17 protein-coding genes are annotated in these 24,266 nt (G+C 73.3%); 8 read left to right on the top strand and 9 right to left on the bottom strand.

The features are described 5' to 3' along the window. Positions 1-214: 214 nt before the first annotated feature. Positions 215-1,705, bottom strand: a complete 1,491-nt coding sequence (locus ACSLTV_RS14410) for an alpha/beta hydrolase family protein (protein ID WP_435612260.1) — start codon at positions 1,703-1,705, stop codon at positions 215-217. 222 nt (positions 1,706-1,927) lie between these two features. Here ACSLTV_RS14410 and ACSLTV_RS14405 point away from each other — a divergent pair, with 222 nt between their 5' ends. Beyond that, on the top strand, positions 1,928-3,613 hold the full coding sequence (locus ACSLTV_RS14405) for a ribonuclease J (RefSeq protein ID WP_432156451.1): 1,686 nt from the start codon (positions 1,928-1,930) through the stop codon (positions 3,611-3,613). Positions 3,614-3,662: 49 nt separating this feature from the next. Continuing rightward, positions 3,663-4,391: a spermidine synthase gene (locus tag ACSLTV_RS14400; RefSeq protein ID WP_432133752.1), complete on the top strand. Its 729-nt coding sequence runs from the start codon at positions 3,663-3,665 to the stop codon at positions 4,389-4,391. A 305-nt stretch (positions 4,392-4,696) separates the two neighbouring features. Here ACSLTV_RS14400 and ACSLTV_RS14395 read toward each other — a convergent pair whose 3' ends face one another. Next, positions 4,697-6,976, bottom strand: a complete 2,280-nt coding sequence (locus tag ACSLTV_RS14395; protein ID WP_432133751.1) for a catalase — start codon at positions 6,974-6,976, stop codon at positions 4,697-4,699. 332 nt (positions 6,977-7,308) lie between these two features. Here ACSLTV_RS14395 and ACSLTV_RS14390 point away from each other — a divergent pair, with 332 nt between their 5' ends. Both ACSLTV_RS14390 and ACSLTV_RS14385 read left to right on the top strand, forming a co-directional pair. Further along, positions 7,309-7,740, top strand: coding sequence for a PRC-barrel domain-containing protein (locus tag ACSLTV_RS14390; RefSeq protein ID WP_435612259.1), 432 nt, complete (start codon positions 7,309-7,311; stop codon positions 7,738-7,740). Between the two features lie 155 nt (positions 7,741-7,895). Further along, positions 7,896-8,420: a DUF4232 domain-containing protein gene (locus tag ACSLTV_RS14385; RefSeq protein ID WP_435612258.1), complete on the top strand. Its 525-nt coding sequence runs from the start codon at positions 7,896-7,898 to the stop codon at positions 8,418-8,420. 33 nt (positions 8,421-8,453) lie between these two features. Here ACSLTV_RS14385 and ACSLTV_RS14380 read toward each other — a convergent pair whose 3' ends face one another. The 4 genes from ACSLTV_RS14380 to ACSLTV_RS14365 all read right to left on the bottom strand — a co-directional run bounded on the left by ACSLTV_RS14380 (position 8,454) and on the right by ACSLTV_RS14365 (position 13,875). After that, positions 8,454-8,933, bottom strand: a complete 480-nt coding sequence (locus ACSLTV_RS14380; protein ID WP_435612257.1) for a phosphatase PAP2 family protein — start codon at positions 8,931-8,933, stop codon at positions 8,454-8,456. Between the two features lie 39 nt (positions 8,934-8,972). Continuing rightward, a complete protein-coding gene (locus tag ACSLTV_RS14375) occupies positions 8,973-9,185 on the bottom strand; it encodes a hypothetical protein (protein ID WP_435612256.1) in 213 nt (70 codons plus the stop codon). Positions 9,186-9,547: 362 nt separating this feature from the next. Continuing rightward, complete coding sequence (locus tag ACSLTV_RS14370; protein WP_435612255.1) at positions 9,548-12,673, bottom strand: FAD-binding and (Fe-S)-binding domain-containing protein; 3,126 nt, start codon at positions 12,671-12,673, stop codon at positions 9,548-9,550. Between the two features lie 53 nt (positions 12,674-12,726). Next, the gene (locus tag ACSLTV_RS14365; RefSeq protein ID WP_432133746.1) at positions 12,727-13,875 is read right to left on the bottom strand and encodes an enolase C-terminal domain-like protein; all 1,149 of its coding nucleotides are present in this window, start codon (positions 13,873-13,875) and stop codon (positions 12,727-12,729) included. A gap of 146 nt (positions 13,876-14,021) precedes the next feature. Here ACSLTV_RS14365 and ACSLTV_RS14360 point away from each other — a divergent pair, with 146 nt between their 5' ends. The 3 genes from ACSLTV_RS14360 (at position 14,022) to ACSLTV_RS14350 (ending at position 18,077) form a co-directional block, all read left to right on the top strand. Continuing rightward, a complete protein-coding gene (locus tag ACSLTV_RS14360) occupies positions 14,022-15,497 on the top strand; it encodes a cation:proton antiporter domain-containing protein (RefSeq protein ID WP_432133745.1) in 1,476 nt (491 codons plus the stop codon). Positions 15,498-15,642: 145 nt separating this feature from the next. Next, a complete protein-coding gene (locus tag ACSLTV_RS14355; protein ID WP_432133744.1) occupies positions 15,643-16,272 on the top strand; it encodes a PepSY domain-containing protein in 630 nt (209 codons plus the stop codon). Between the two features lie 14 nt (positions 16,273-16,286). Further along, complete coding sequence (locus ACSLTV_RS14350) at positions 16,287-18,077, top strand: glycoside hydrolase family 15 protein (RefSeq protein WP_432156457.1); 1,791 nt, start codon at positions 16,287-16,289, stop codon at positions 18,075-18,077. Here ACSLTV_RS14350 and ACSLTV_RS14345 read toward each other — a convergent pair. The 3 genes from ACSLTV_RS14345 to ACSLTV_RS14335 form a co-directional block, all read right to left on the bottom strand. Then, positions 17,984-19,132 (bottom strand): SDR family oxidoreductase, encoded by a 1,149-nt coding sequence (locus ACSLTV_RS14345; protein ID WP_435612254.1) that lies wholly within the window; start codon positions 19,130-19,132, stop codon positions 17,984-17,986. The two genes, ACSLTV_RS14350 and ACSLTV_RS14345, sit on opposite strands and share 94 nt — an antisense overlap. Beyond that, entirely contained in the window at positions 19,132-20,931 is a 1,800-nt protein-coding gene (locus tag ACSLTV_RS14340; protein ID WP_432133741.1) for a thiamine pyrophosphate-requiring protein, read from the bottom strand. The genes ACSLTV_RS14345 and ACSLTV_RS14340 overlap by 1 nt, the downstream gene beginning before the upstream one ends. A gap of 167 nt (positions 20,932-21,098) precedes the next feature. Next, a complete protein-coding gene (locus ACSLTV_RS14335; RefSeq protein WP_432156458.1) occupies positions 21,099-22,637 on the bottom strand; it encodes an IucA/IucC family protein in 1,539 nt (512 codons plus the stop codon). Positions 22,638-22,732: 95 nt separating this feature from the next. On the opposite strand from ACSLTV_RS14335, the gene ACSLTV_RS14330 reads away from it, so the two are divergent. Further along, on the top strand, positions 22,733-24,238 hold the full coding sequence (locus ACSLTV_RS14330) for an IucA/IucC family protein (protein ID WP_435612253.1): 1,506 nt from the start codon (positions 22,733-22,735) through the stop codon (positions 24,236-24,238). Positions 24,239-24,266: the final 28 nt, after the last annotated feature.

Genomic DNA, 24,266 nt, shown 5'->3' with positions numbered 1-24,266 from the left:
TGACCATAGTAACCGGGGGTTGATGGTCGGCGAGGAGTGCCCGGGCCGCCGAGCCGCAGTCACCACGGATTCTCCCGCCTCCTGCGTTGTCCCGGTACCACCCAGCACCGCCCGCGGGCCGGATCGCTCCAGGGCGTCGGCCGCGCAGAGCTTCGTCGGACGCCGGCGGAAGTGCGCGGGACCGCACCCGGCTTCGTCAGGCGCTCCCGTGCGTTCAGGTACCGTCGCGCGGCGGGTAGACGGTGAGGGCACCGTGCGCGGTCAGACGGGTGGCCAGGTCATCCGGCTGGTCGCGCAGCGTGGTGTCGAGGAAGGCGAGCGAGGCGGCGGCGGTGATGTGCGGTCCCTCGGTGCGGCCGCGTGATCCGACGATCGACTCCACCGGGGGGAGGTAGAGCGGGGCGTCGGTGAACGTGAGGTGCGCCGCGCCGGGGACGCTGAGCCGGTAGCTGGTCGCACCGCTCAGGGCGAGCACATGGGTGAGGCGGGGGATGTAGTCGGGGTCGATGTCCTGGTGGACGTCCTGGGTCAGCGCCAGCACCGGCTGCGGGAAGGGCTGCGCGTCGGGGTCGTGCGGAAAGCCGTCGAGGTCGATGACGGCATCGAACCGGTGGTCCTGACGGGCCGCCTGCAGGGCGGCACCTCCGCCGAGGGAGTGACCTGCGACGGCCACTCGGCCGGTGTCCATGCGCCCGCCCACGGGGCCCGGTATCTCGCCTCGGGCGACACGGTCCAGCTGGGTGAGGACGAAACCCAGGTCGGCGGCGCGGACCGCGGTCCACTTGACCGCCAGCGCTTCGTCACGGTCGGCGTCGCCCGTGGCGGTGACCTTCGTGCGAATGGTCCGGCCGTCGGCGAGGACGACGGCGGCGGAGTCGTAGGGGTGGTCGAGGGCTGCGACGACGTAGCCGTGGCTGGCCAGTTCCTGCGCCCATGCCGAGTTCTGGGTGCGCACTCCGCCCAGTCCCGGGGAGAACACCACGACCGGGAAGCGTCCGGTGCCGTCGGCCACCGGCGCGTCGGCCACCGCGTGGGTACGGGCGCGGGGCAGGCCGTCGAGCAGGAAGCCGGGCATGCCGACGTAGTCGGCGAGGGCATCGGAGACGATGTCCGCCTCGCGGTCCGTGCGCCCGAGGTAGCCGGCACGTCGCGCATCCGTCGGGTTCTTCCGCGCCGGGTACCACAACTGCACCACCACGGTGCGCCGGTCCTCCCCGTCGGGGGTGGCGTCTTCGGGACGGTCGGCGTCGGTCCACTGCACGACGCTGGTGCCCACGGCGAAGGGGCCGGACGGCGCCGGGAACGCCGGCACGGGAAAGGCCCAGGAGGCGGCCGGACCGACCGCGACCAAACACAGGCACGCCAGTGACACCGGCAGCGCCGCCCACCACCGAGTCCTGCGCGGCGGCCGGCCGCCGCGCGTGCGCAGCTCGGCTGCGACGGCGAACGGCAGGACGAGTGCCGCGCCGGCCAGGACGGGCACCATCTGCCAGCGCACCGGACCCCACACCAGTGCGATGCCGGACAGCAGCACCAGCACCGAGGCACCGAACGCGGTCGGGCGACGCATCCGCTGGGGAAGCCAGCGGGCCGTCACGAGCGCGGCGGCACCTGCCACAACCACGGTTTCCAGGAGGGACATGTGAAGACCCGGCAGTGTCTCAGTCACACCGTCATGCTGGATGCCCGACTGCCGTCCCCACATCAAACCCAGGTCGCGACCATGTGCGACCTGAGGTTGACGGGCCGTCGTCCCAAGGCGGTGCGGATGCGCTCGCGCAGATCGAGACGGTCGGCGGGTTCGCCCGCCGGGCGTACTCGTTCTCGATCGCGTCCAGGGCGGTGACCGAGGAGGTGTCCCGGATGTGGGCGTCGGAGACCCACGGGCAGTGGATCACCTCGGCGGGCTCTCCGGTAACGTCGGGCTATGAGCCATCCGCACCCCGAACTCAAAGCCGCACCGCCGCTGCCCCACGGAGGGCTGAGGGTCACCGCCTTGGGCGGTCTGGGCGAGATCGGCCGCAACATGACGGTCTTCGAGCATGCCGGCAAGCTGCTGATCGTGGACTGCGGTGTGCTGTTCCCGGAGGAGAACCAGCCCGGCGTGGACGTGATCCTGCCCGACTTCACCTCGTTCAGGGACCGCCTCGACGACATCGTGGCCATCGTGCTCACCCACGGCCACGAGGACCACATCGGCGGCGTGCCCTATCTGCTGCGGGAGCGGTCGGACATTCCCGTCGTCGGTTCGAAGCTCACCCTGGCCTTCCTGGAGGCCAAGCTCAAGGAGCACGGGATCAGGCCCCGCTCGGTGCGGGTACGCGAGGGAGACCGGCGTGGCTTCGGCCCCTTCGACTGCGAGTTCGTGGCCGTCAACCACTCCATCCCGGACAGCCTCGCGGTGGCCCTGCGTACCGCGGCCGGGCTGGTGCTGCACACCGGTGACTTCAAGATGGACCAGTTCCCGCTGGACGACCGGATCACCGACCTGCGTGCCTTCGCCCGGCTCGGCGAGGAGGGGGTGGACCTGTTCCTCACCGACTCCACCAACGCCGAGGTCCCCGGCTTCACCACCTCCGAACGCGAGCTGAACCCCGCGATCGAGCAGGTGATGCGCACCGCGCCGCGCCGGGTCATCGTCTCCAGCTTCGCCAGCCACGTGCACCGCATCCAGCAGGTCCTGGACGCGGCCCACGCGCACGGCCGCAAGGTGGCCTTCGTCGGCCGCTCCATGGTCCGCAACATGGGCATCGCCCGCGACCTGGGGTATCTGAAGGTCCCCTCCGGCCTGATCGTGAGCACCAAGGAGCTGGAGAAGCTCCCCGACCACAAGATCACCCTGGTGTGCACGGGCTCCCAGGGGGAACCGATGGCCGCCCTGTCCCGGATGGCCAACCGCGACCACCAGATCCGCATCGGCAAGGGCGACACCGTCCTGCTCGCCAGTTCCCTCATTCCCGGCAACGAGAACGCCATCTACCGGGTGATCAACGGCCTGACCCGGTGGGGCGCCAACGTCGTCCACAAGGGCAACGCCAAGGTGCACGTCTCCGGCCACGCCAGCGCCGGGGAACTCGTCTACTGCTACAACATCGTCCGCCCTCGCAACGTCATGCCGGTCCACGGCGAGTTCCGCCACCTGCGGGCCAACGCCGACCTCGCCATCCGTACCGGCGTGGATCCCGAGCGGGTCGTGATCGCCGAGGACGGTGTCGTCGTCGACCTCGTCGACGGCCGTGCCTCCATCACGGGCAAGGTGCCCGCGGGGAACGTGTACGTGGACGGCATGGAAGTCGGCGGCGCCACGGAGGCGTCCCTCAAGGACCGTCTCACCCTCTCGCAGGAGGGCGTCATCACGGTCGTGGCCATCGTCGACGCCGACACCGGCGTCCTCGCCGAGGCCCCCGACTTCCTGGCGCGCGGCTTCGTCCACGACGAGACCACCTTCGAACCGGTCATCCCCGTCATCGAGAAAACGCTGGCCAACGCGGCTCAGGAAGGCGTCGGCGACGCCCACCAGCTCGAACAGCTCATCGCCCGCGCCGTGGCGAACTGGGCCTTCCGCACGCACCGCCGCAGGCCGCTGATCATCCCCGTCATCATCGACGCCTGACCGGGCCACCCCCGCAGCAGCACACCGAAGGGCCGGAGAAGGGGAACGGATGGGCCTGCGTTTCGAGGAGATCGACTGGCGGCGGACACCGATCGGTGAGATCAGTCTGCGCCGCCGCCGCGACCCGGTGTCGGGCGAGGACGTGTACGAGGTGAAGCTCGGCGACGAGTTCCTGATGTCCAGCCTCTTCACCACCGGCGAGGTCGCGCTCGCGGAACGGGGCCTGGCGGAACTGCCGGACACCGGACTGGACGTGGTCGTCGGCGGCCTCGGGCTCGGCTACACCGCCCGGGCGGCCCTGGACGACCCCCGGGTGCGCTCACTGACTGTGATCGACGCGCTCGCCGAAGTCATCGACTGGCACCAGCGGGGCCTGGTGCCCCTCGGGACCCGGCTGTCCGCGGACGCCCGCTGCCGCCTGGTCCACGGGGACTTCTTCGCGCTGGCCGCCGACCCCCGCGGTCTGGACCCGACCGAGCCGGGCCGCCGCTTCCACGCCGTCCTGCTGGACGTCGACCACTCACCGCGCCATGTGCTCCACCCCCGCCACGCGGCGCTCTACCGGCCGGCCGGGCTCCGCGCCCTCGCCGGACATCTTCACCCTGGCGGGGTGTTCGCCCTGTGGTCGAACGATCCCCCGGACGAGACGTTCACCTCCGCCCTCACCGAGGTCTTCGCCCGAGCAGCGGCCCATGTCGTCGAGTTCGACAACCCCCTGCAGGGCGGTACCTCGGCCAACACCGTCTATGTGGCAGGCACGGAACCGGGCACACCGTAGGCGGAGCTCGGCTGTGCGGCGCGGCCGCGCACGTACGGCGGTACAGCCGCTCCAGGTGGTACCCCGGCGCGTGGGGCGGGGAGGCCGACAGGGCGGAACCGGAGTCTCCCTCGCTCGGTCACCTTGCGTCCGGGAGCGAGCATGATGACCGAGCGAGACAGCCGGGGAGGACGATCCGGGCCGTCCGGACCCGGCGGCGGACTGCCGCAGCAGCCCGCCGCTCGCTCCCGCGGACCCCGCCCAGAGGCGTCGTGGGGTCCGCTCCGGGACGTCGCGGGGTCGCTCAGGGACGTCCCGGGGCCCGCTCAGGCATGGTCGGTGAAGCGCTCCCAGACACGGTGGGAGGCCATCAGCCGGCTGAGCTGTTCCAGCGTGGCCGTCGCGCCGTCGCCGACGATCACGCCGGGTGCGTCGGCGGGCACGGCCGCCGCCTCCAGGACCGTCTCGCCGCCCGCCCAGGCGCCGATCGCCTTGCCGTGCCGGAACGCCTCGGACAGCAGCAGGCCGACGCGCGGGTCGTGCGTCCCCTGGCGCGCGCCCGCGGCTCCGGCCTTGGCGTCCCGGGCCCCGTGGGCGTCGCCGCCCAGGCCGGGCGGGCCGGCGAGCAGCAGAGCATCGAACTCGACGGACCGGGCGGTGACGAAGGTCCGCTGAACGGTCAAGGGCCCGTCGTCCGTGTTCAGGGTGCCGCCCGTCGGCGCGACGACGAGCGGCACCATGCCGGCCCGCAGGATCGCTTCCCGCACGGCGCGCACGCCGTCGAGGTCGCCGCCGGGACCGGTGACGATGCCGACGACGCGCCCGTCGGTGGGCCAGGTCCGCCCGACCTGGGACAGGGCCGGGCTCGGCTCCACCTCGGCGAGCGGCACGGTGGGCTCCGGCGCCGGCAGACCCAGCCCCTCGGCGACCTGGGCGCACAGGTCACCGTCGATGTTGGCCAGTACCTGCAAGGCGCGCTCCTTGACGGCCTGCTCGTAGCATTTGCCGAGTTCGAAGGTGTAGGCGCCGATGATGTGCTCGCGTTCGACCGGGCTCATGCTCAGCCAGAACCGGCGGGCCTGGCTGAAGTGATCGGAGAAGGACTCCGGCGCCTCGCGTACCTTGGCCGCCTCCGGGACGCGTACCGGCGCCTCGACGTACGCCGCGGTGTCCGCTCCGGCGGTGAAGGGGCAGCCGCCGTCCAGGGAGTTGGGCCGGTAGGGGGCGACCCCGCGGTGGACGGCCGCCTGGTGCATGCCGTCGCGCAGCATGTCGTTGACGGGTGCGTGCGGGCGGTTGATGGGCAGCTGGGGGAAGTTGGGCCCGCCGAGCCGGGTGATCTGGGTGTCGAGGTAGGAGAACAGACGCCCCGCGAGCAGCGGATCGTCGGTGACGTCGATGCCGGGAACGAGGTGACCGACGTGGAAGGCGACCTGTTCGGTCTCGGCGAAGTAGTTCGACGGGTTGCGGTCGAGGGTGAGCAGCCCGATGGGCTGCACGGGTGCGAGTTCCTCGGGCACGAGGTTGGTGGGGTCCAGCAGGTCGATACCCTCGAACGTCTGGTCGGGGGTGTCGGGGAAGGTCTGGATGCCGAGTTCCCACTGCGGGTGGGCGCCCGCCTCGATGGCGTCGGCGAGGTCCCGGCGGTGGAAGTCCGGATCGACACCGTTGATGATCTGCGCCTCCTCCCACACCAGGGAGTGCACGCCGAGCTTCGGCTTCCAGTGGAACTTCACCAGCGTGGTCTCGCCGGCGGCGTTGACCAGGCGGAAGGTGTGGACTCCGAAGCCCTCCATCGTCCGGTAGGAACGGGGGATGCCACGGTCGGACATGTTCCACAGGGTGTGGTGGGTCGCTTCGGTGTGCAGGGTGACGAAGTCCCAGAACGTGTCATGGGCGCTCTGCGCCTGCGGGATCTCGCGATCCGGATGCGGCTTGCCGGCGTGGATGACGTCGGGGAACTTGATGGCGTCCTGGATGAAGAAGACCGGGATGTTGTTGCCGACCAGGTCGAAGACGCCCTCACTGGTGTAGAACTTCGTGGCGAACCCTCGCGTGTCGCGCACGGTGTCGGACGAGCCGCGAGAACCGAGCACCGTGGAGAAGCGCACGAACACCGGCGTCTCCACGTCCTTCGCCAGGAAGGCCGCCTTGGTCACGGAACCGGCCGTTCCGTACCCCCTGAAGACGCCGTGGGCCGCGGCTCCCCGGGCGTGGACGACGCGCTCGGGGATGCGTTCGTGGTCGAAGTGCATGACCTTTTCCCGCAGGTGGTGGTCCTGCAGCAGGACGGGTCCCCGCGCTCCGGCCTTGAGGGAGTGGTCGGTGTCGTGCCGCCGGGTGCCCTGGGCGTCGGTCAGGAACGCACCCGCCTGCGCCACCTGGGCCTGTTCGGCTCCGGTCGGCTGTCCGGTCGGCGAAAGGGTGTCGGGGCCGCTCTGGTCGGGCTTCGGCGGCAGCGGTTCGCGCGGCCGGGTCGGCTCCGACACGGGCGGTGACTGAGGACCGGGCTTGCCGGGGATGCCCTCCGGCGGTGCCGAACCATCGCCTTGAACGGCATCGGTGACCTTCTGAGCCGCCCTTTCGACGGGGTTGGTCTCGCTCATGGATGTCGCTCCTCCGGGATCGCTCACACGGTCCCCCCTGCGTACCCACCCGCGGGGGTCCGAGACAGGCATGCCGGGGTCCGTCGCCGGGAGCTGCAACGCCCGACCGCCGGGAGCCGCAACGACGCTCAGGACACTCATAGCGACTGTCGCTCGGCTGCGCTCCGTCATGGGCGCCCGGGGCGGGGGCGGAGCCCGCCTCGGGCGGCCCCGGACAGAAGGGCCGCGAAGGCCGGGGATGACCTCTCGCGAAGGGGGAACCGGGAGGGGACGAAGCGCCGGGCCGTGAGGTACCCGGCGCTGCCCCTGCCGTGCCGTTCAAGGGAGGCGCCATGCAATCCGGCGATGTCCCCGTCCTGACGAGGATCTCCGAGTCCCGCCAGGCGATCACCGCCACCGACGAAGACGTCCGGGGCCGGAAGGTCACCGACCGCTCGGGCAACGAACTCGGCAAGGTCGGCGACCTGCTCGTCGACGAGGAAGAGCGCAAGGTCCGCTTCCTCCTCGTGGAACACGGAGGGTTCCTCGGCATCGGCGAGAAGAAGAGCTACATCCCGGTCGACGCGGTCGCCGACGTCACCGAGGACCGGGTGCGCATCGACCGGACGCGGGACCAGGTGGCCGAGGCGCCCGCCTACGACCCGGAGCTGGTGGACCACGAAGAGTTCTACGACCGCGTCTACCAGCATTACGGCTACGCCCCGTTCTGGGGCGTCGGCTACGTCTACCCGCCGTTTCCCCGCCTGCCCGGCCAGCCGTCGTGAGTGACGTGAGGGATACGGCCCGGCGGGAGCGCGGGCGGGCCCTTGGGCTGCTGCGCACAGGTGCCGTGGGCGTCGGTGTCGTTCTGACGGCGGTGGCGTGTGGGGACAGTGCCGCCGGGCGGTCGACGCCGACGGCGTCCGCCGCCTCGTCCGGCGTGACCGCTTCGACCCCGACTGCTTCGACGCCGCCTTCGACGTCACCCTCGACGACACCGGCGGCGTCCGGCACGGGCACCGCGGCCGCCCCGCCGGGCTCGCCTTCCGTATCACCGGCCCGTTGCACCCACGACCGGCTCCGCCTGTCCCTCGGCCGTGTCTCGCCCGGCGCGGGCAACCGCTACGCCCCCCTGGTCTTCACCAACACGGGCACGCGGCCCTGTTCGCTCCACGGATATCCCGGTGTCACCCTGCTCGACTCCGCCGGTGACCGCATCGGCGAACCGGCCCGGCGCCGGGGCCCCGACGCCGGGCCCCTCACCGTGGAGCCCGGGGGCAGCGTCTACGCGGCCCTCCACACCGTCGCCCAGGGCGTGACGAACGAGCCCTGCCGGCCTCCCGCCGCACAGGTCCAGGCCTACCCACCGGGATCGACCCGGGCCCTGCGGGCACCGGCGAAATCGTTCCGGGTCTGCGGCGGCGTCTTCGAGGTCGGCGCCGTCGAGCCGGGCAAGCACCCCTGACGTGAGCGGCGTGAGCGGGGTGACTCCGCCTCGTCACTCGCGTTCCAGTTCGTGCTCGGCCGGGTGGATGGTCGCCCGTTCCCTCGCCCGGTCCTCGGGCGCGGGGCGCGTGGCCCACCAGCAGGCCGCGGTCCAGGGTCCGGCCAGGAGCAGCCCGGCCAGCACGTCACTGGGGTAGTGGGCGCCGGCGTACAGCCGCTCGAAGGCCACCGCCGCCGTGATCAGCACGGCCAGCGCCACGGCGGTCAGCCGCCACCCCGTGCGGCGGGTGGCCCGGAAGACGATGATCGCCGTGCACGCCGTGAGCGCCAGGGTGGCGGTGACGTGACCGGAGGGAAAGCTCGCCGTGGGCGGCAGCTCGTCGCTCAGGTGCGGTACGTCGGGCCGGGTCCGGGCGACCAGCGCCACGGTGACCAGGAAGAGGGTGACCTGCCCCACCAGGGCCAGGGCGAGCAGGACGAAGGGCCGCCAGCTGCGGGTGACGGCCACGGCGAGCGGTGCCACGATCGCCACCGCGGCGATGATGCCGGGCGATCCCCCCAGGATGCGCAGTCACTCGGCGACCTGGTCCAGCCAGGGTGTGCGCGCTGCGGCCAGGTCGCGCACCACAGCGCGGTCCCAGCCCGGTGGTCCGGAGCCCGGCCCGGCGTTCTTGACCAGTGCTCCCAGCCCGTAGAGCGCGCCCGCGATGAGCTGCCAGGCCACCAGTAGTTCGGCTCCGGCGACCAGCGGCCGCGGCAGGGCGTGGGCGTGCCGCTCGGGCACCGGCCGCAGTTCCCGGGCCGAACCGAGCACCGGGAGCGCGGAGGGAACGCGGGCACGATCGCCGACATGGCCGCGGGCGTTGCCGGATCCCTGGCGGCGGGGCTGCTCCTCGCCCGGTGGGCCGCCCGCGCCTCCCCCCGGCCGGGCGGGAGCGACGATCCGCCTCGGCCCGAGCGGCCACCGGGCTGAGGTGAGCCTGACTGCCTCGTCAGGCCGGACGGCACTCCAGGACCTCGCCCTGCCTCCCCCGCCGTCGCCCGCCGTCGCCCGTCGTCGTGTCCCTCGCACGGCCGTGGGCCGGGCGTTGCCCGCCCGGCCCGCGGCTGCGGCGTGCCCGATCGTTCCCGGGCCCGGTCGGCGGCTCAGCGGCGCTTCGCGCGCAGGGCGACGGCCGCGGCGGTCGCCGCCAGGGCTAGTGCCGGGGTGAGGCGCAGGGCGCGTCGGCCGAGGGGCGGAGCGGGGCGGGCGGCCGGGTCCTTGGACCTGGTGCGGGCCAGCTGGAGGATCTGCCCCAGGTGCAGGGGGCGGTGTTCCGTCCCGGCGTCCTTCATCTGGGTGCGGCAGGAGAAGCCGTCGGCGACGACCAGGGTGTCGGGGCCGGTGTCGCGGACGGCGGGCAGGAGGGCCTGTTCACCGCACTCCATGGAGATCCGGTACTTGCCGGACTCGAAGCCCCAGGAGCCGGCGAGACCGCAGCAGCCGCCCTGGAGGTTGTTCACCTCCAGCCCCATCTTCTCCAGGAGTTGCTGGTCGGGGCTCATGCCGCCGGTGGCGCGCTGGTGGCAGTGGCCCCACAGCAGCGCCGTCCCGTCGAGCCGGGGCGGCTCGACGCCGAAGGTCTGGAAGAACTCGGCGAAATGGTAGGCGTTGCCGGCCAGTCGGCGGGCGTCGTCGTCGTGGGGCAGCAGCTTGGTGAGCTCGTCCTTGAAGACGGCGAGGCAGCTCGGTTCCATGCCGACGACCGGGGTGCCGGCCCGCAGGTGCGGCCGCAGCACCTCCAGCACGCGGCCGAGGTAGCGCTCGGCGGCGTCCAGGAAGCCGTAGTCGTACAACGGCCGTCCGCAGCACACGTGCTCCTCGGGCATGATGACCCGCCAGCCCGCCGCTTCGATGGCTTCCACGCAGGCCACGCCGACGTCGGTGTGGAAGTGGTTGTTGAAGGTGTCGGGGAAGAGCACCACGGGCCGGCCGGTCGGGTTGGCGGTGCCGCCGCGCCGGGCGAACCAGTCCTGCAGGGTCATCGGGGCGAACTTCGGCAGCGGCCGGTGGCGGTCGATGCCGGCCACGAACTTCGCCAGCCGGGCGAACCCGGGCGTCTGGGTGGCGAAGTTGGCCAGTTCGGGTACGCGCGCGGCGAGCCGGGCCGCCTGGTCGATGAACCCGAAGGCGTAGGCGTGACGCGGGCGCCTGCGGGTGGGCGACTTGTAGTGGTGGTATAGGAACTCCGCCTTGTAGGTGGGCATGTCGACGTTGACCGGGCAGTCGTTGGTGCAGCCCTTGCAGGCGAGGCACAGGTCGAGGGCGTCGAAGACCTCCTCGGACTGCCAGCCGTCGGTGATGACGTCGCCCTTGAGCATCTCGTACAGCAGCCGGGCCCGGCCCCGGGTGGTGTGCTTCTCCTCGCGGGTCACCTGGTAGCTCGGGCACATCGTGGTCTCCGCCTGCGGCACCCGGCACTTGCCGACGCCGACACAGCGCACGGTGGCGTGCGCGAAGTCCCCGCCGTCCTGCGCGTAGGCGAACTTCGTGGGGGTGCGCGGCGGGTTGTAGTCGGTCCCCAGCTTCAGGTTCTCGTCCATGCGGTACGGGTCGACGACCTTGCCCGGGTTCATCTTCCACTCGGGGTCCCAGATCGCCTTGAACTCCCGCATGGCCTGGACGAGTTCCGTCCCGTACTGCTTCTCCAGCAGTTCCCCGCGCTGCTGTCCGTCGCCGTGTTCGCCGGACACCGAGCCGCCCATGCCCACGCACAGGTCGGCGGCCTCCTCCATGAACTGCCGGTAGGTGGCGATCCCGTCGGCGCTGCGCAGGTCGAAGCTGAGCCGGCAGTGGATGCAGCCCTGCCCGAAGTGGCCGTACATGGCGCCGGTGATGCCGTGCCGGTCCATGACCTTGCGCAGTTCGCGCACGTACTGCCCGATCCGGTCGGGCGGCACCGCGGAGTCCTCCCAGCCCGGCCAGTGGTCCTTGCCGTCCGGCGGGAAGGAGGTCGAGCCGAGCCCGCTCTCCCGGATCGCCCACACGTGTTCGCTGGTGCCGCCCTCCTGGGTGCTCTGGGCGATGCGGATGCGGTCGCGGGCGTAGCCCTTGTGGTCGGTGAGCCACCGGACGAACTCGTCGGCCCGGCCGCGGGACTCCTCGATGCGGTCGGCGCCGAACTGCACGAGGAGCCAGGCGCCGCCGCCCAGGCGCGGCAGCTCCTTGAGGTCCTCCGGGTGCATGTGGCCGATCTGCTGGTTGTGGATGAGCTTGTCGTCGAGCGCTTCCAGGCCGATCGGCTTCCAGTGCTCGATGATCTCCATGCAGTGTTCGGCCGCGTCGGCCAGCTCGTCGTACTCGACCACCACCGTGGTGCGCTGGAGCATGGCGGGGGTGAGCATCAGCTCGGAGCGCAGGACGGTCGCGCAGGTGCTCTCGGTGCCGACCAGGGCGCGGGCGACGTTGAAGCCGCGTTCGGGCAGGAGTTCGTCGAGGTTGTAGCCGGAGACGCGGCGGGGCACCTGCTCCGCGGAGCGGAAGCCCGCCCGGATGGCGTCGGCGTACTTGTCGCGCAGGGCGCGCAGGGCGGCGTAGATCTCGCCCTTGCGGCCGCCCTCGGCGATGATCTCGTCGAGCCGTTCCTCCTCGTTCACGCCGACCTCGAAGCGGGCGCCGTCGTAGGTGACGACCTCCAGGCTGTGCACGTTGTCGCTGGTGCGCGGGCCGGGGCCGTACAGCTGGGACTGGACGGAGTGGATGCCGCAGGAGTTGTTGCCGATGTTGCCGCCGATCACGCACCGGGAGTGCGAGGAGGGGTCGGGGCCGAAGATCAGGTTGTGGCGGCCGGTGTGGCGGTTGAGCTCCTCGTTGATGACGCCCGGTTCGCAGGTGACCAGGCGGCGTTCGACGTCCACCGCTCCGATGCCGGTGAGGTACTTGGAGTGGTCGATGACGACGGCCTCGTTGACGGTCTCGCCGGACAGGCTGGTGCCGCCGCCACGGCTCAGGACGGGGGCGCCGAAGCGGTGGCACACCTGGTGGACGGCCACCACGTCGTCCAGGGTGCGTGGCACCACCACGCCGATGGGCACCTGCCGGAAGTTGGACGCGTCCTGGGCGTACAGGCCCAGGGTGCCGGTGTCGAACCGCACCTCGCCGTCGACCGCCTTGCGCAGGGCCCGTTCGAGCTTGCCGACGTCCAGGGTCTGCCGGCCGCGGGGCGGTCCGGCGATGTCCGGATGGGTCTTGGCGGGGATGTCGCGCGTGGTGCGGCGGGTGGGTTTGGCCATCGGGTGCTTCTCTCCTATGGACGAGCCGGGGCGGGCGGGTCCGGCGGACCGGGTCAGGTGGGCCGCGTGCCGTGCACGCGGTAGGGCTCGGCGTCGGCCCATTTGACGTCGAGGCCCAGCCCGGGGCGGGCGGGGTCGGGCCGCAGGGTGCCGTCGGCCGGTGTCAGGGTGCCGTCGAACAGCAGGTGCTCGACCCGTACGTGATCGTGGAAGTACTCCAGGTGCCGCAGCCGGCGTACGGCGCAGAACGCGTGGGCGGAGACCGCCGGCGCGCAGTGGGCGGAGAGGTCCAGGTGCCGGGCCGCCGCGAGGCCGGCGACCTCCAGGACGCCGGTGATCCCGCCGCAGCGGGTGACGTCGGCCTGCAGGCAGTCCACGCCGGGTGGTTCGACCAGGTTGACGAAGTCCCGGGAAGTGAACGCGTACTCGCCTGCGGCGATCTCCAGCCGGTGCGGGCCGCGCTCGCGCAGCATGCGCAGTCCTTCGAGGTCGGCGGAGCTCACGGGCTCCTCCAGCCAGCGCACGTCCCACTCCTCGTGGAACCTGTGGGCCCAGTAGAGGGCCTCCTTGCGGCCGAGTGCCCCGTTGGCGTCGGTGAACAGCTCCGGGCCGTCGCCCAGCGCCCGGCGTACGGCGGTCAGCCGGGCCGGGTCGCGTGCGGGGTCGCGGGACGTCTTGAGCTTCACCCGGGGGATGCCCTGACCGACCCAGCCGGCGAGCTGGTCGGTGAGGCGGTCCAGGGAGTAGTTGGTGAAGCCGCCGCTGCCGTACACCGGGACGCGGTCGTGGAAGGCGGGCAGGAGGCGCACCAGGGGGAGGCCGAACAGGCGCGCCTTGAGGTCCCACAGCGCGATGTCGACGGCGGAGACGGCCATGGCGCCGGCCCCCGGACGGCCGGCGTTGCGGATCTCGGCGCCCATGAGGTGCCACAGGGCGGGCGGGGCGGTGACGTCCCGGCCCCGGACGAGGGACGCGAGTTTCGACTCCACGAAGCGGGCGACGGACACGTCGCCGTAGGTGTAGCCGAGGCCGCTGATGCCGCCCGCGTGCACCCGGACCAGGACCATCGTCGTCGAGTCCCAGTCCAGGGTGCCGTCCTGTTCCCGGCCGTCGGGGCCGTCGGTGGGCACCTCGAAAGCGTGGACGTCGACCGCGTCTACACGGCACTCCACCCGCTCGGCCTCGCCGGCGGCCAGGGTCATGGCGTACTCCCTCGGACATGGATCGGACACCCGCTGTCGTCTTCAGTGGGTGACCCGGCTCGGGGCAGGTAAACGGGCCGACGGGGGGTACACCACAGGCCACGGAATCGTCGGACGGTGCGTCTGGGGCGCGTGAGGAGCGAGGAATGACCCAGGAGGTCGTGTCACTGGGGTGGGCCGTGCTGATCACGGGCGGCGTCATGGCGGCGGCGCTGGTGCTGCATCCCGTCAGTGAGCGCACCCGGGTGCCGGCGCCCGCGTTCTTCCTGATCGCGGCGGCGGTGGTGTCGGACTTCGTGCCTGGGCTGCGGGAGGTCCCGATCGAGCTGGTCCAGCAACTGGTCACGATCGCCCTGGTGTTCATCCTGTTCGACGGCGGCATCTCGCTGGGCTGGCGGCGGCTGCGGCCGTCGCTGGCGGCAGCGTCCTGGATGGGGCTGGCCGGCACGGTGGTGATCGCGGCGGCGACGGGCTCGCTGGCCCATGTGCTGCTGGGGTTCGACTGGCTGCCGGCGCTGCTGCTGGGGGTGGCGCTGGCGCCGACCGATCCGGCGGCGGTGTTCTCCGCGCTCGGCCGCCGGGAGATCCCGGGGCGGGCGGGCACCCTGCTGAACGGCGAGGCGGGCCTGAACGACCCGGCGGGCATCGCCCTGCTGGCCGGCCTGCTGGAGCTCGGCGGCCGGACGGGCGGGGCGGCGGTCGGCCATGTCGCCTGGGTGTTCGCGGTGCAGATCGTCGTCGGGGCGGTCGTCGGGGTCGTGGGCGGGCTGGCACTGCCCCGGTTCCTGCGCCTGGTCCCGCTGCCCGGGCAGGGGCTGTACGCGCTCGCCGCGATGGCGGGCGCGCTCGGGGTGTACGGGCTGGCCACGGTGGCGCACGGCTCGGGGTTCCTGGCGGTGTTCGTCACCGGGCTGCTGCTGGCCGGGCACGGGGTGCCCTTCGAGCGGGAGATCGACCGGTTCCACGACGCGCTGGCCAGCCTCGGGGAGATCGCCGCGTTCACGGCTCTGGGGCTGACGGCCACCGTCGGGGACTTCGACGAGCTGGGGGCGTGGTCCGACGGCGCGGTCATGGCGGCGGTGACGCTTCTCCTGGTGCGGCCGGTGGTGATTCCGCTGATGCTGTGGCCGGTTCGCATCCGGGCGGGCGAGCGGGTGTTCCTGGGGCTGGCGGGGCTGAAGGGTGCCGTGCCGATCCTGCTCGGCAGCTTCCTGTTCACCGAGCACGCCGAGCACGGCACGTCGATCTACGCCATCGTCTTCGTCGTGGTGGCCGCGTCCGTCGTCCTCCAGGGCACGCTGATCCCCTGGCTCGCCCGGCGCTGCGGGGTGTCGCTGCAGACGACGCCGCTGCGGCCCTGGCCCCTGGGCATCCGCTTCCGGTCCCCGCCGGACGGGGTGCGCCGCTGCCGGGTCCGGACCGGGGCCCCGGCGGAGGAGTCCCCGATCGAGGACCTCGACCTGCCGGACGCGGTCTGGGTGGCCCTCGTCATCCGCGACGGGCAGTTGCTCTCCCTGCGCCCGGGTACGCGACTGCGCGCCGACGACGAGGTGGTGCTGATCACGGACCCGGAGACGGACATACCGCGGGAAGCCGTCAAGAAGGTGTTCGGCGGCGTGTGAGAAGGAGGCACGCGGCCGTGGCCGTGCGCCGGGTTTCAGGGGGGCCAGGTCGGCCTACTCCCCCGGTGCGGAGGTCGTGCCGGCTTCTGGGGTCGGCGGAGAGGCAGGGAAACGTATGGTTCGGGCTCGCAGGGGAGGCGTCCGGATGCGTCGGCGGGGCGGGCCGGTCGGTGTGGCGCTGGTGGCTGCCGCGTTGGTGGTGGCCGGCTGTGACGGGCCGCCGCCCGCCGAGCGGTCGGAGGTGTTCCCGCAGGTGGAGGTCCGCTTCGACCGTGCCGTGCGCAAGGCGCTCGACGAGGTGCCCGAGAGCAGGCTGCTGTCGGTCGGGCTGCGCGAGCCGTCCGAGACGAAGCCCGTATGGCGCACCGAGGTCGCCACGCCGGACGGCGCGGTGCGCGTGGTGCGCGTCGACGCCACCCTCGGCCGGCTGCTGGGCAGCCCCGAGCCCGCAGACCGGCGGGTGGACGCCGAGGCCCGCACGTCGGCCCTGGTGGAGAGCGCCCGGATCCTGCCCGAGGAAGCGGCCGAGACGGTCGCCGCGACCGCGATGGAGAGCGAGCACTTCGGCAAGGTGACGGAGGTCCGGCTGGCCAAGGGCGAGAAGGGGCGGACCGTCTGGGTCGTCACCGTGGCGGCCATCGAGCCGGGGCGCACCCACACCTACCAGGTCGACGCGGTGACCTCGGACGTGATCGCCGACCACGCCCCCGCTGCGACCCCGGTGCCCACGCCGGGCCTCGTCACCGGTCCCAGCCGCACCACCGGCCCGCGGTGAGGGGAGGAAGCGCGATGGACGACGGCACGGGCAGGCCCCCGGCGGCACCCGACAGCACCTCTCCCCCGTGGGCCCTGCGGGAGTACGCGGTCCTCGCCGACGGCGAGCGCGGCGCGGTCGTGGACCCGCAGGGGCGGATCGTCTGGCTGTGCGCCCCGCGCTGGCACAGCGACGCGGTGTTCTCCGCGCTGATCGGCGGCACCGGGCACTTCACGGTGCGGCCGGTGGACCCCTGGCACGTGTGGGGCGGCGCCTACGAGGAGGACACCCTGGTCCGGACTCAGCGCTGGGTGACCCCGGACAGTGTGATCGAGTGCCGTGACGCGCTGGCGCTGCCGGCGGCCACCGACCGCCTGGTCCTCCTGCGTCGGATGCGGGTCGTACGGGGCGAGGCGCGGCTGCGCGTGGAGCTGGACGCCCGCCCCGGCTTCGGCGCGCACCGCCTGCGCGACCCCCGTCTGGACGGCGACGTGTGGACGGCGGGCGGCGGCGGCCTGCGGATGCGGCTGCTCGGTGCCCGTTCGGCCGCCTGGGACCCGGAGGCCGGTCTCACCGGCGAGTTCCGTCTGGGCCGGGGCGAGCGGCACGACCTGGTACTGGAGCTCTCCGAGGGGCCCGCGGGCGCCGACGCGCCCCGTCTCGACCCGGACGCCCTGTGGGCCGCCACCGAGCGCGAGTGGCGGCGGGCGGTGCCGGACTGCTCCGCGCTCGCCGCGCCGCGGGACGCCGGGCACGCGTACGCCGTCCTGCTCGGGCTGACCAGCGCGTCGGGCGGCATGGTCGCGGCCGCCACGACGTCCCTGCCGGAGCGCGCCAACTCCGGGCGCAGCTACGACTACCGGTACGCCTGGCTGCGCGACCAGTGCTACGCGGGGCTCGCGGTCGCCGCGCACGGCCCGCACGAGCTGCTCGACACCGCCGTGGGATTCGTCGCGGACCGGATCCTCGCCGACGGCGACCGAGTGCGGCCCGCCTACACGGTGGCCGGGGGGTCGATGCCGCAGGAGCGGTCCCTGCCGCTGCCCGGCTATCCCGGCGGCAGCGACCGGATCGGGAACCAGGCGGCCACCCAGTTCCAGCTCGACACGTTCGGCGAGGCGTTGCAGTTGTTCGCGGCCGCCGCCCGGCACGACCGCCTCACCCCGGAGGCGGAGCGGGCGGCGCGGATCGCGGTGGACGCGGTGGAGCGGCGCTGGACGGAGCCGGACGCCGGCCTGTGGGAGCTGGAGGACCGGTGGTGGACGCACTCGCGGCTGAGCGTGGTGTGCGGGCTGCGCCACATGGCGCGGGTGCTGCCCGGCGGGGACGGCCGGCGCTGCGCCGAGACCGCGGACACCGTGCTGGCGGAGACCCGGCGGCGCTGTCTGCACCCGGACGGGTTCTGGCGGCGGGCCGCCGACGACGACGGCGCCGAGGCGGCGCTGCTGGTCCCGCTGGCCCGGGGCGGGGTGGCCGACGGCGACCCGAGTGCGCGACTGACCCGGGACCGGATCGAGAAGCGGCTCTCCCAGGACGGGTATCTGTACCGATTCGAGCGTCCCGGTGTGCCGCTCGGGGACGCCGAGGGCGCCTTCCTGCTGTGCGGGTTCCACATGGCGCTGGCCACGCACCACCTGGGAGACCGGGTCGGCGCCTTCCGCTGGTTCGAACGGACCCGGGCGGCCTGCGGGCCGCCCGGGCTGTTCGCGGAGGAGTTCGACGTGCGTCAGCGTCAGCTGCGCGGCAACCTGCCCCAGGCGTTCGTCCACGCCCTGCTGCTGGAGTGCGCGGTCCGCCTCGACGACACAGCGGTCCTGCCGCCGTGACCGTGGCCGACGAGCCCGTTGCCGTGCGAGCGCAGCCCGCCGGCGACCGCCGTGGCGGCGGAGCCGGCCAGGGCGGTCGCCAGGGCGATGGGCCGACGGTGCCGGGAGATCCAGTGCTGGACGCTGCGCGGGTGCGCCTCCTCGTCGAAGACGCCGTGCGCACCCCGGTCGTGGCCCCCCGCCCCGTCGGCGGGCTCCCACAGGTTGACCGGGCGGGACGGGTCGAGGGGCTCGCCCGTCTGCTGTGAGTCGTAGCCGGTGCGGGCCAGGTAGCGGTCCAGCAGCCCGGCGGCGACGCGCTGGCCGAGCAGGGTGAGGACGGTGGAGCCGCCGACCCAGTACTCCCGCCGCTTCGGGTGGTCGGCCGCGTACAGGATGCCGCGCGCGGCCACCTCCGGCTGGTAGACCGGCGCGACCGGCCTCGGATGGCGGGCGAGCCGGGACAGCACCCAGCTGAACTGGGGGGTGTTCAGGCCAGGCAGCTGCACCATGGTGACGCGCACCCCGCTGCCGTCGTGCAGCAGTTCGCAGCGCAGGGACTCGGTGAAGCCCTTGATGGCGTGCTTGGCGGCACAGTACACGGACTGCAGGGGCACGCTGCGGTACGCCAGCGCGGAGCCGACCTGCACGATGGTGCCCCGGTCGCGGGGCAGCATGCGTTTCAGGGCGGCCTGGGTGCCGTACACGAAGCCGAGGTAGGTCACCTCGGTGGCCCGGCGGTACTCCTCGGGGCGTACCTCCGTCACCGGCGCGAACACGGTGGAGAAGGCGGCGTTGACCCAGACGTCGATCGGTCCGAGCTCCGCCTCAACGCGTTCGGCGGCGTCGTCGACGGCCTTCGCGTCGGAGACGTCCACCTCCAGGGGGAGGGCCCGGCCGCCCGCCTCGCGCACGTCATGGGCGGCGCCCTCCAGACCTTCCCGGCCGCGGGCGAGCAGTGCCACGCGGGCGCCGCGGGCGGCGAAGGCGCGGGCGGTGGCCCGGCCGGCGCCGCCGCTGGCGCCGGTGATCACGACGACCTGGCCGTCGGAGTCCGTGCGCTGTTCCCCGGTCATCAGCGCCCCCGGCCCGGCAGGTGCTCGGCGTACTGGGTGATCTTCTGGCGTACGCCCTTGGTGGCGATCCCCACCTTCTCGGGGTCGTGCAGGGCGGCCTTGGCGGCCTTCTTTCCCTGGGACTTCATGATGTGCGGCGGGATCGGCGCGATCTCGCGGTCCACCTTGAACTCCAGCACCACCGGCCGGTCGCTGGCCAGCGCCTCGTCCCAGGCCGCCCCGATCTTCTTCGGCTTGTCGCAGACGATGCCCTTCAGGCCGATCAGCTCGGCGTACCCGGCGTAGGAGATGTCGGGGATGGCCTGCGAGCCGGGGTACTTGGGGTCGCCGGCCATCGCGCGCTGCTCCCAGGTGACCTGGTTCAGGTCCTGGTTGTTGAAGACGCAGAAGACGAACGGCGGGGAGCCGCCGAGGCGGTCGAGGTACCGCCTGACGGTGATCATCTCGTTCATGCCGTTCATCTGGAACGCGCCGTCGCCCACGAAGGCGATCACTGGCCGGTCCGGGTAGGCGAACCGTGCGGCGATGGCGTACGGCGTGCCGGGCCCCATGGTGGCCAGGGTGCCGGACAGCGAGGCGTGCATGCCGTGGCGGAGCTTGATGTTGCGGGCCCACCAGTTGGTGCCCGAGCCGGAGTCGGCGGTGAGGATGGCGTTGTCCGGCAGCCGGTCGGAGAGCGCGGAGGCGACGGCCTGCGGGTTGATGACGCCGCCGAAGTGCTGGGCGGCCCACCGCTCGCACAGGTCGTTCCACTCCCTGACGCCCTTCTCGATGCCCTTGCGCCAGGACCGGTCCTCCTTGCGCCGCAGCAGCGGCAGGAGGGCCTTCAGGGTCTCCTTGGAGTCGCCGACGAGGTGTGCGTCCATCGGGTAGCGGATGCCGATCATGCGGCCGTCGATGTCGATCTCGACGCCGCGTGCCTGGCCTTCGTCGGGCAGCCACTCGGAGTACGGGAAGCTGGTGCCGACCATCAGCAGGGTGTCGCAGCCGCGGATCATGTCGTCGCTGGGCTTGCTGCCGAGCAGGCCGATGGGGCCGGTGACGAACGGCAGGTCGTCGGGGAGCACCTCGCGGCCCAGCAGGGCCTTGGCGACGCCGGCGCCGAGCAGTTCGGCGACTTCGAGGACCTCGGACTCGGCCTCGGCGGCGCCCTGGCCGACGAGCATGGCGACCTTCTCGCCCTCGTTGAGGATGTCGGCGGCCTTGCGCAGCTCGCCGGGGTCGGGCAGGACCCGCGGGCGGCTCCAGCCGACGCTGGAGAACACCGAGCCGTGCTGTTTGGGCGGGGAGGGCTGGGCGTCCGCCTCCTGGATGTCCTCCGGGATGATGACGGTGGCGACACCGCGCGTGGTCAGCGCGGTCTTGAACGCCCTGTCGATGACGTGTCGGGCCTGCCCGGGGTGCACCACCGTCTCGCAGTACTCGGAGACGTCGGCGAACAGCCGGTCGAGGTGGACTTCCTGCTGGTAGTGCGCGCCGAGGCTGAGCCGCTTCTGCTGGCCGACCAGGGCGACCACCGGCTGGTGGTCGAGTTTGGCGTCGTAGAGCCCGTTGAGCAGGTGGATGGCGCCCGGCCCGGAGGTGGCGGTGCAGCAGCCCACCTCGCCGGTGAACTTGGCGTGGGCGCACGCCATGAAGGCGGCCATCTCCTCGTGCCTGACCTGGATGAACTCCGGATCGCCCGAGGCGCGGTCGAAGGCGCCGAGCATCCCGTTGATGCCGTCGCCCGGATATCCGTACACGCGGTGCACGCCCCACTCGGTCAGGCGCTGCAGCACGTAGTCGGCGACTTCGGTCATGGACTTCTCCTGAACACCCGGTGAGAACGTCGGATGTGTTTGAGTTGCCGTCCCGGTGCCCGGTAAACCGCCGCGGCCCCCTCCCGCGGGTGATGTCCTGGCAAAACTCGCATGATGCGCGCCCGCCGGGGCACCCGGCCCGGCTCTTCCCCCTCGCGCCGCGCCGGTCAGGGGCCGGCCAGGGGGTTGGGCAGGGGCCGGTATCGGGCGGCGGCGCCGTCCGCGCCCGTCCAGCGCAGCAGCAGGTTGGTCTTGGCGGGCAGAGCGGGCGCGGTGAGCAGGGCGGCCGCCTCGGGCAGCCCGTGCGCGGCCAGCTCGTGGCGTACGGCCGGCCAGGGGTCGAGGCCGGGATGGTGCTCGGCGAGGGCGCCGGCGACCTCCATGAGGTGGTTGACGACCAGGCAGTACACCAGGCGCTCCCAGCCGGCCGCCCGGGACACCTCGGGCAGCAGCTTCACGCCCTCGGCGTCCCGGAACAGGGCCTGGGCCGGCGTGCCGGCGGCGTCGACGGCGACCAGGGTGTTCTGCAGGTGCGCCTCCAGGACGACGCCGTGGTCGGCGAAGGCGGTCAGGGCGGGCGGCACGACGGCGCGCACGTACGCCGCCCACCACGCCGCCGGATCGGCGGCGTCGGGCAGCGGGCTGCCCTCGAAGCCCTCCACCAGTCCGGCGGCGAGCAGCGGGGTGGTGCCGGGCAGGGTGTGGCCGCGCAGCCCGTCGCGGACCAGGACGGCGAGTTCCTCGAAGGCGAACCGCGCGGTGCGCCAGCCGCGGTCGCTGAGCCAGGCAGCGTCGCCGGGGGCCGCGGCCAGGGCGCGGGCGACGGCCTCGTCGGTGCGGCGGGTACGCAGCAGGTCGTGGCGCCACAGCCGGCGCACGTCGTTGGTGATCCGCACGTCGAGGCTGAACTTCACGAACACGTCGGCCGCGGGCGCGTACAGGGTGCGTACGGCGGCCGTGGGCCAGGCGGTGGGGCCGGTGGTACCGAGGCGGAGCAAGCGGCCGTCGGCGAAGGCGGGCGCGAGGTCGGCGCCGGTCAGGTCGAGCTGCCAGGGGTGGGCGGGCAGCAGCCGGTAGCCGGGCGGGGCGGCGCCGAGCGCGTCGAGCGCGGAGGTGTCGCCGTCCTCGGCGACCTGGTCCTCCCGTACGGCGAGCAGGGTGAGCGGGAAGCGGGCGTGCGCCTCGGGGGCGTAGGGCAGCCAGCCGGCGACCGGCCCGCCGCCGCGCGCCTTGGGGGCGGGGTGGTGGGGGTGGCCGCTGACGAGGGACTGCTCGGAGCGCAGGTACGGGTCGGCGGGCGGTTCGGTGCGCGCGCGGGCGGCGAGAAGCGCGGCGAGGGCGGCCCGGCTGTCCAGCATCTCGGCGGGCAGTTCGTGGTTGGACAGCCCGGTGTGCCGGCGCAGCACCTCGGCGGTCAGCTTGACCAGCTCGCCGTGGCCGAGTCGGTGCCAGCGGCCGTCGGCGTACACCTCGGGCTCGGCGGGCCGCCGGGTGCCGCGCACCCGCAGCAGCCGCCCGCCGGGCAGCCGGTAGGTGCGCCGGGTGCGGGACGCCGCGCCGCCGGGTGGGGTTCCGGCCGGTTCGGGCAGTGGTTCGGCGACCTCTCTCAGCAGGCAGTTCAACAGGGGCGCCGCCGCGTGGGCGTCGGCGGCGTCGGGGGCCGGCACGGGGTCGGCGGGTGGGGGGGTGCGGTCCACGCGTTCCACTCGTTCCCTACGGTTCATTCGGGCGGAGACGATCAGTATCGCTGTCGTCACGGCCCCGCCGTGTCGTCGTAACCCGTACCCGAGGGAGCCCGTCCGTGCACCGTCCCCCCGCCGCCGAGGCCGAAGTGGCCGCGGAACTGGCCGATCTGCGCCCCGTTCTCGGCCCCCGGTACGCGGCCGCGCTGCCCGGTGCCCGCGCCGCCGTGCTGAGCCGCCTGTGGCGGGCGCTGACCCATGAGCCGCTGCCGTGGGTGACCGGCCGCGAGCGCGGCCGGGACGGCCTCACGCTGCGGCTGGCCGACGGCCGGCGGCTGCACGGCCCGCACCCGGACCCGTACGCGACGGCCGGGTACGTCACGGCCGTCGGTCTGGACGGCACGGAGTACGACGCCCCGGACCGGCTGATGACGGACCTGCGGGTGCCGCACGGCGCGGGCTTCGCCGCCGAACTCGGGCACAGCGTCGCTTCGCTCGCCCTGTCCCGGGCGGCGCGCCCGACGCGGCCGGACGCCTGGCCCGCGACCGACTGGGAGTGGGAGCGGCGGGTGGTCGACGGGCACCCGTACCACCCGAGCTGCCGTTCGCGGCCCGGCTTCTCGGTTGCCGAGCAGCTGGCGTACGGGCCGGAGCACGGGCCGGTGGTGCGGTTGGGGCTGCTGCCGGTGGCGGCGGCCGAGTGCCGGGTGGCGGGGGTGTGGCCGGCGTGGCTGAGGGACGGGGAGCGGCTGCTGCTGCCGGTGCACCCCTGGCAGGCCGCGCACGTGCTGAAGCGGACCTGCGCGGAGGGCTTCGAGGCCCGTCCGCTGATGTCGCTGCGGACCCTGGCGGTGCCGGACGGACCGCATGTGAAGACGTCGCTGAGCGCACGGCTGACGTCGTCGGTGCGGGACATCTCCGTGGCGTCGGTGCTCGACTCGGCCGGCCTGTCGGCCTTCGCCGAGACCCTGGCGGCCCGCACGGACGGCGCGCTGCACGTGACGCGCACGCTGGGCGCGGCCACGGCGGGCTCCCCCGACCTGGGCGCCGTGTGGCGGGAGTCGCCGCGCGTGCACGCGGAGGCCGGCGAGCACGTCGTGCCGGTGGCCGCCCTGGCCACCACCGCGCTGCCGGGCGACCCGGGCTGGCTCGCGGACCTGGCGCGTCTCGCCCTCACCGTCGGGCTGCGGCTGCTGGAGCTGGGCGTGGCGCTGGAGGCGCACGGGCAGAACCTGCTGGTCGTACTGGGGCCGTCGGGTGAGCCCCGCCGCCTGGTCTACCGGGACCTCGCAGATATCCGGGTCAGTCCGGCCCGGCTCGCGCGGCACGGGGTACCGGTGCCGGAGCTGCCGGCGCGGATCGTCACGGACGACGCGACGGCCCTGCGCCGCAAGCTGTTCGGCTCGCTGGTGGGCGGTGCGCTGGCGGGCGTGGCGGGCGGCCGCGAGGCCCTGCGCGCGGCCCTGGGGCCGGCCGTGCGGGACCTGCCGCGCACCCCGGACGTGGTGGCGCTGTGCGAGGAGCCGCTGCCGGTGAAGGCGCTGACGGTGATGCGGCTGTCGCACGGGGCGACCGGCGACCGGTGGACCACGCTGCCCAACCCCTTGTCGGCGTCCGGTTCCTGACCCCGTTTTGATGCGGGGCACCCGGCAT

It is taken from the genome of Streptomyces sp. bgisy159 (assembly GCF_965341775.1).
Taxonomy (GTDB): Bacteria; Actinomycetota; Actinomycetes; order Streptomycetales; family Streptomycetaceae; genus Streptomyces.
Note: the sequence above shows the minus strand (reverse complement) of the source record. Positions and strands in the feature narration are given on the sequence as shown.

Bases quoted from the DNA above. Each gene is read 5' to 3' on its own strand.
- ACSLTV_RS14350 (WP_432156457.1), top strand. From the start codon at position 16,287: ATGGACGACGGCACGGGCAGGCCCCCGGCGGCACCCGACAGCACCTCT.
- ACSLTV_RS14395 (WP_432133751.1), bottom strand. From the start codon at position 6,976: ATGAGCGAGACCAACCCCGTCGAAAGGGCGGCTCAGAAGGTCACCGAT.
- ACSLTV_RS14400 (WP_432133752.1), top strand. From the start codon at position 3,663: ATGGGCCTGCGTTTCGAGGAGATCGACTGGCGGCGGACACCGATCGGT.
- ACSLTV_RS14355 (WP_432133744.1), top strand. From the start codon at position 15,643: ATGCGTCGGCGGGGCGGGCCGGTCGGTGTGGCGCTGGTGGCTGCCGCG.
- ACSLTV_RS14405 (WP_432156451.1), top strand. From the start codon at position 1,928: ATGAGCCATCCGCACCCCGAACTCAAAGCCGCACCGCCGCTGCCCCAC.
- ACSLTV_RS14410 (WP_435612260.1), bottom strand. From the start codon at position 1,705: ATGTGGGGACGGCAGTCGGGCATCCAGCATGACGGTGTGACTGAGACA.
- ACSLTV_RS14340 (WP_432133741.1), bottom strand. From the start codon at position 20,931: ATGACCGAAGTCGCCGACTACGTGCTGCAGCGCCTGACCGAGTGGGGC.
- ACSLTV_RS14360 (WP_432133745.1), top strand. From the start codon at position 14,022: ATGACCCAGGAGGTCGTGTCACTGGGGTGGGCCGTGCTGATCACGGGC.
- ACSLTV_RS14390 (WP_435612259.1), top strand. From the start codon at position 7,309: ATGCAATCCGGCGATGTCCCCGTCCTGACGAGGATCTCCGAGTCCCGC.
- ACSLTV_RS14365 (WP_432133746.1), bottom strand. From the start codon at position 13,875: ATGACCCTGGCCGCCGGCGAGGCCGAGCGGGTGGAGTGCCGTGTAGAC.
- ACSLTV_RS14345 (WP_435612254.1), bottom strand. From the start codon at position 19,132: ATGACCGGGGAACAGCGCACGGACTCCGACGGCCAGGTCGTCGTGATC.
- ACSLTV_RS14370 (WP_435612255.1), bottom strand. From the start codon at position 12,673: ATGGCCAAACCCACCCGCCGCACCACGCGCGACATCCCCGCCAAGACC.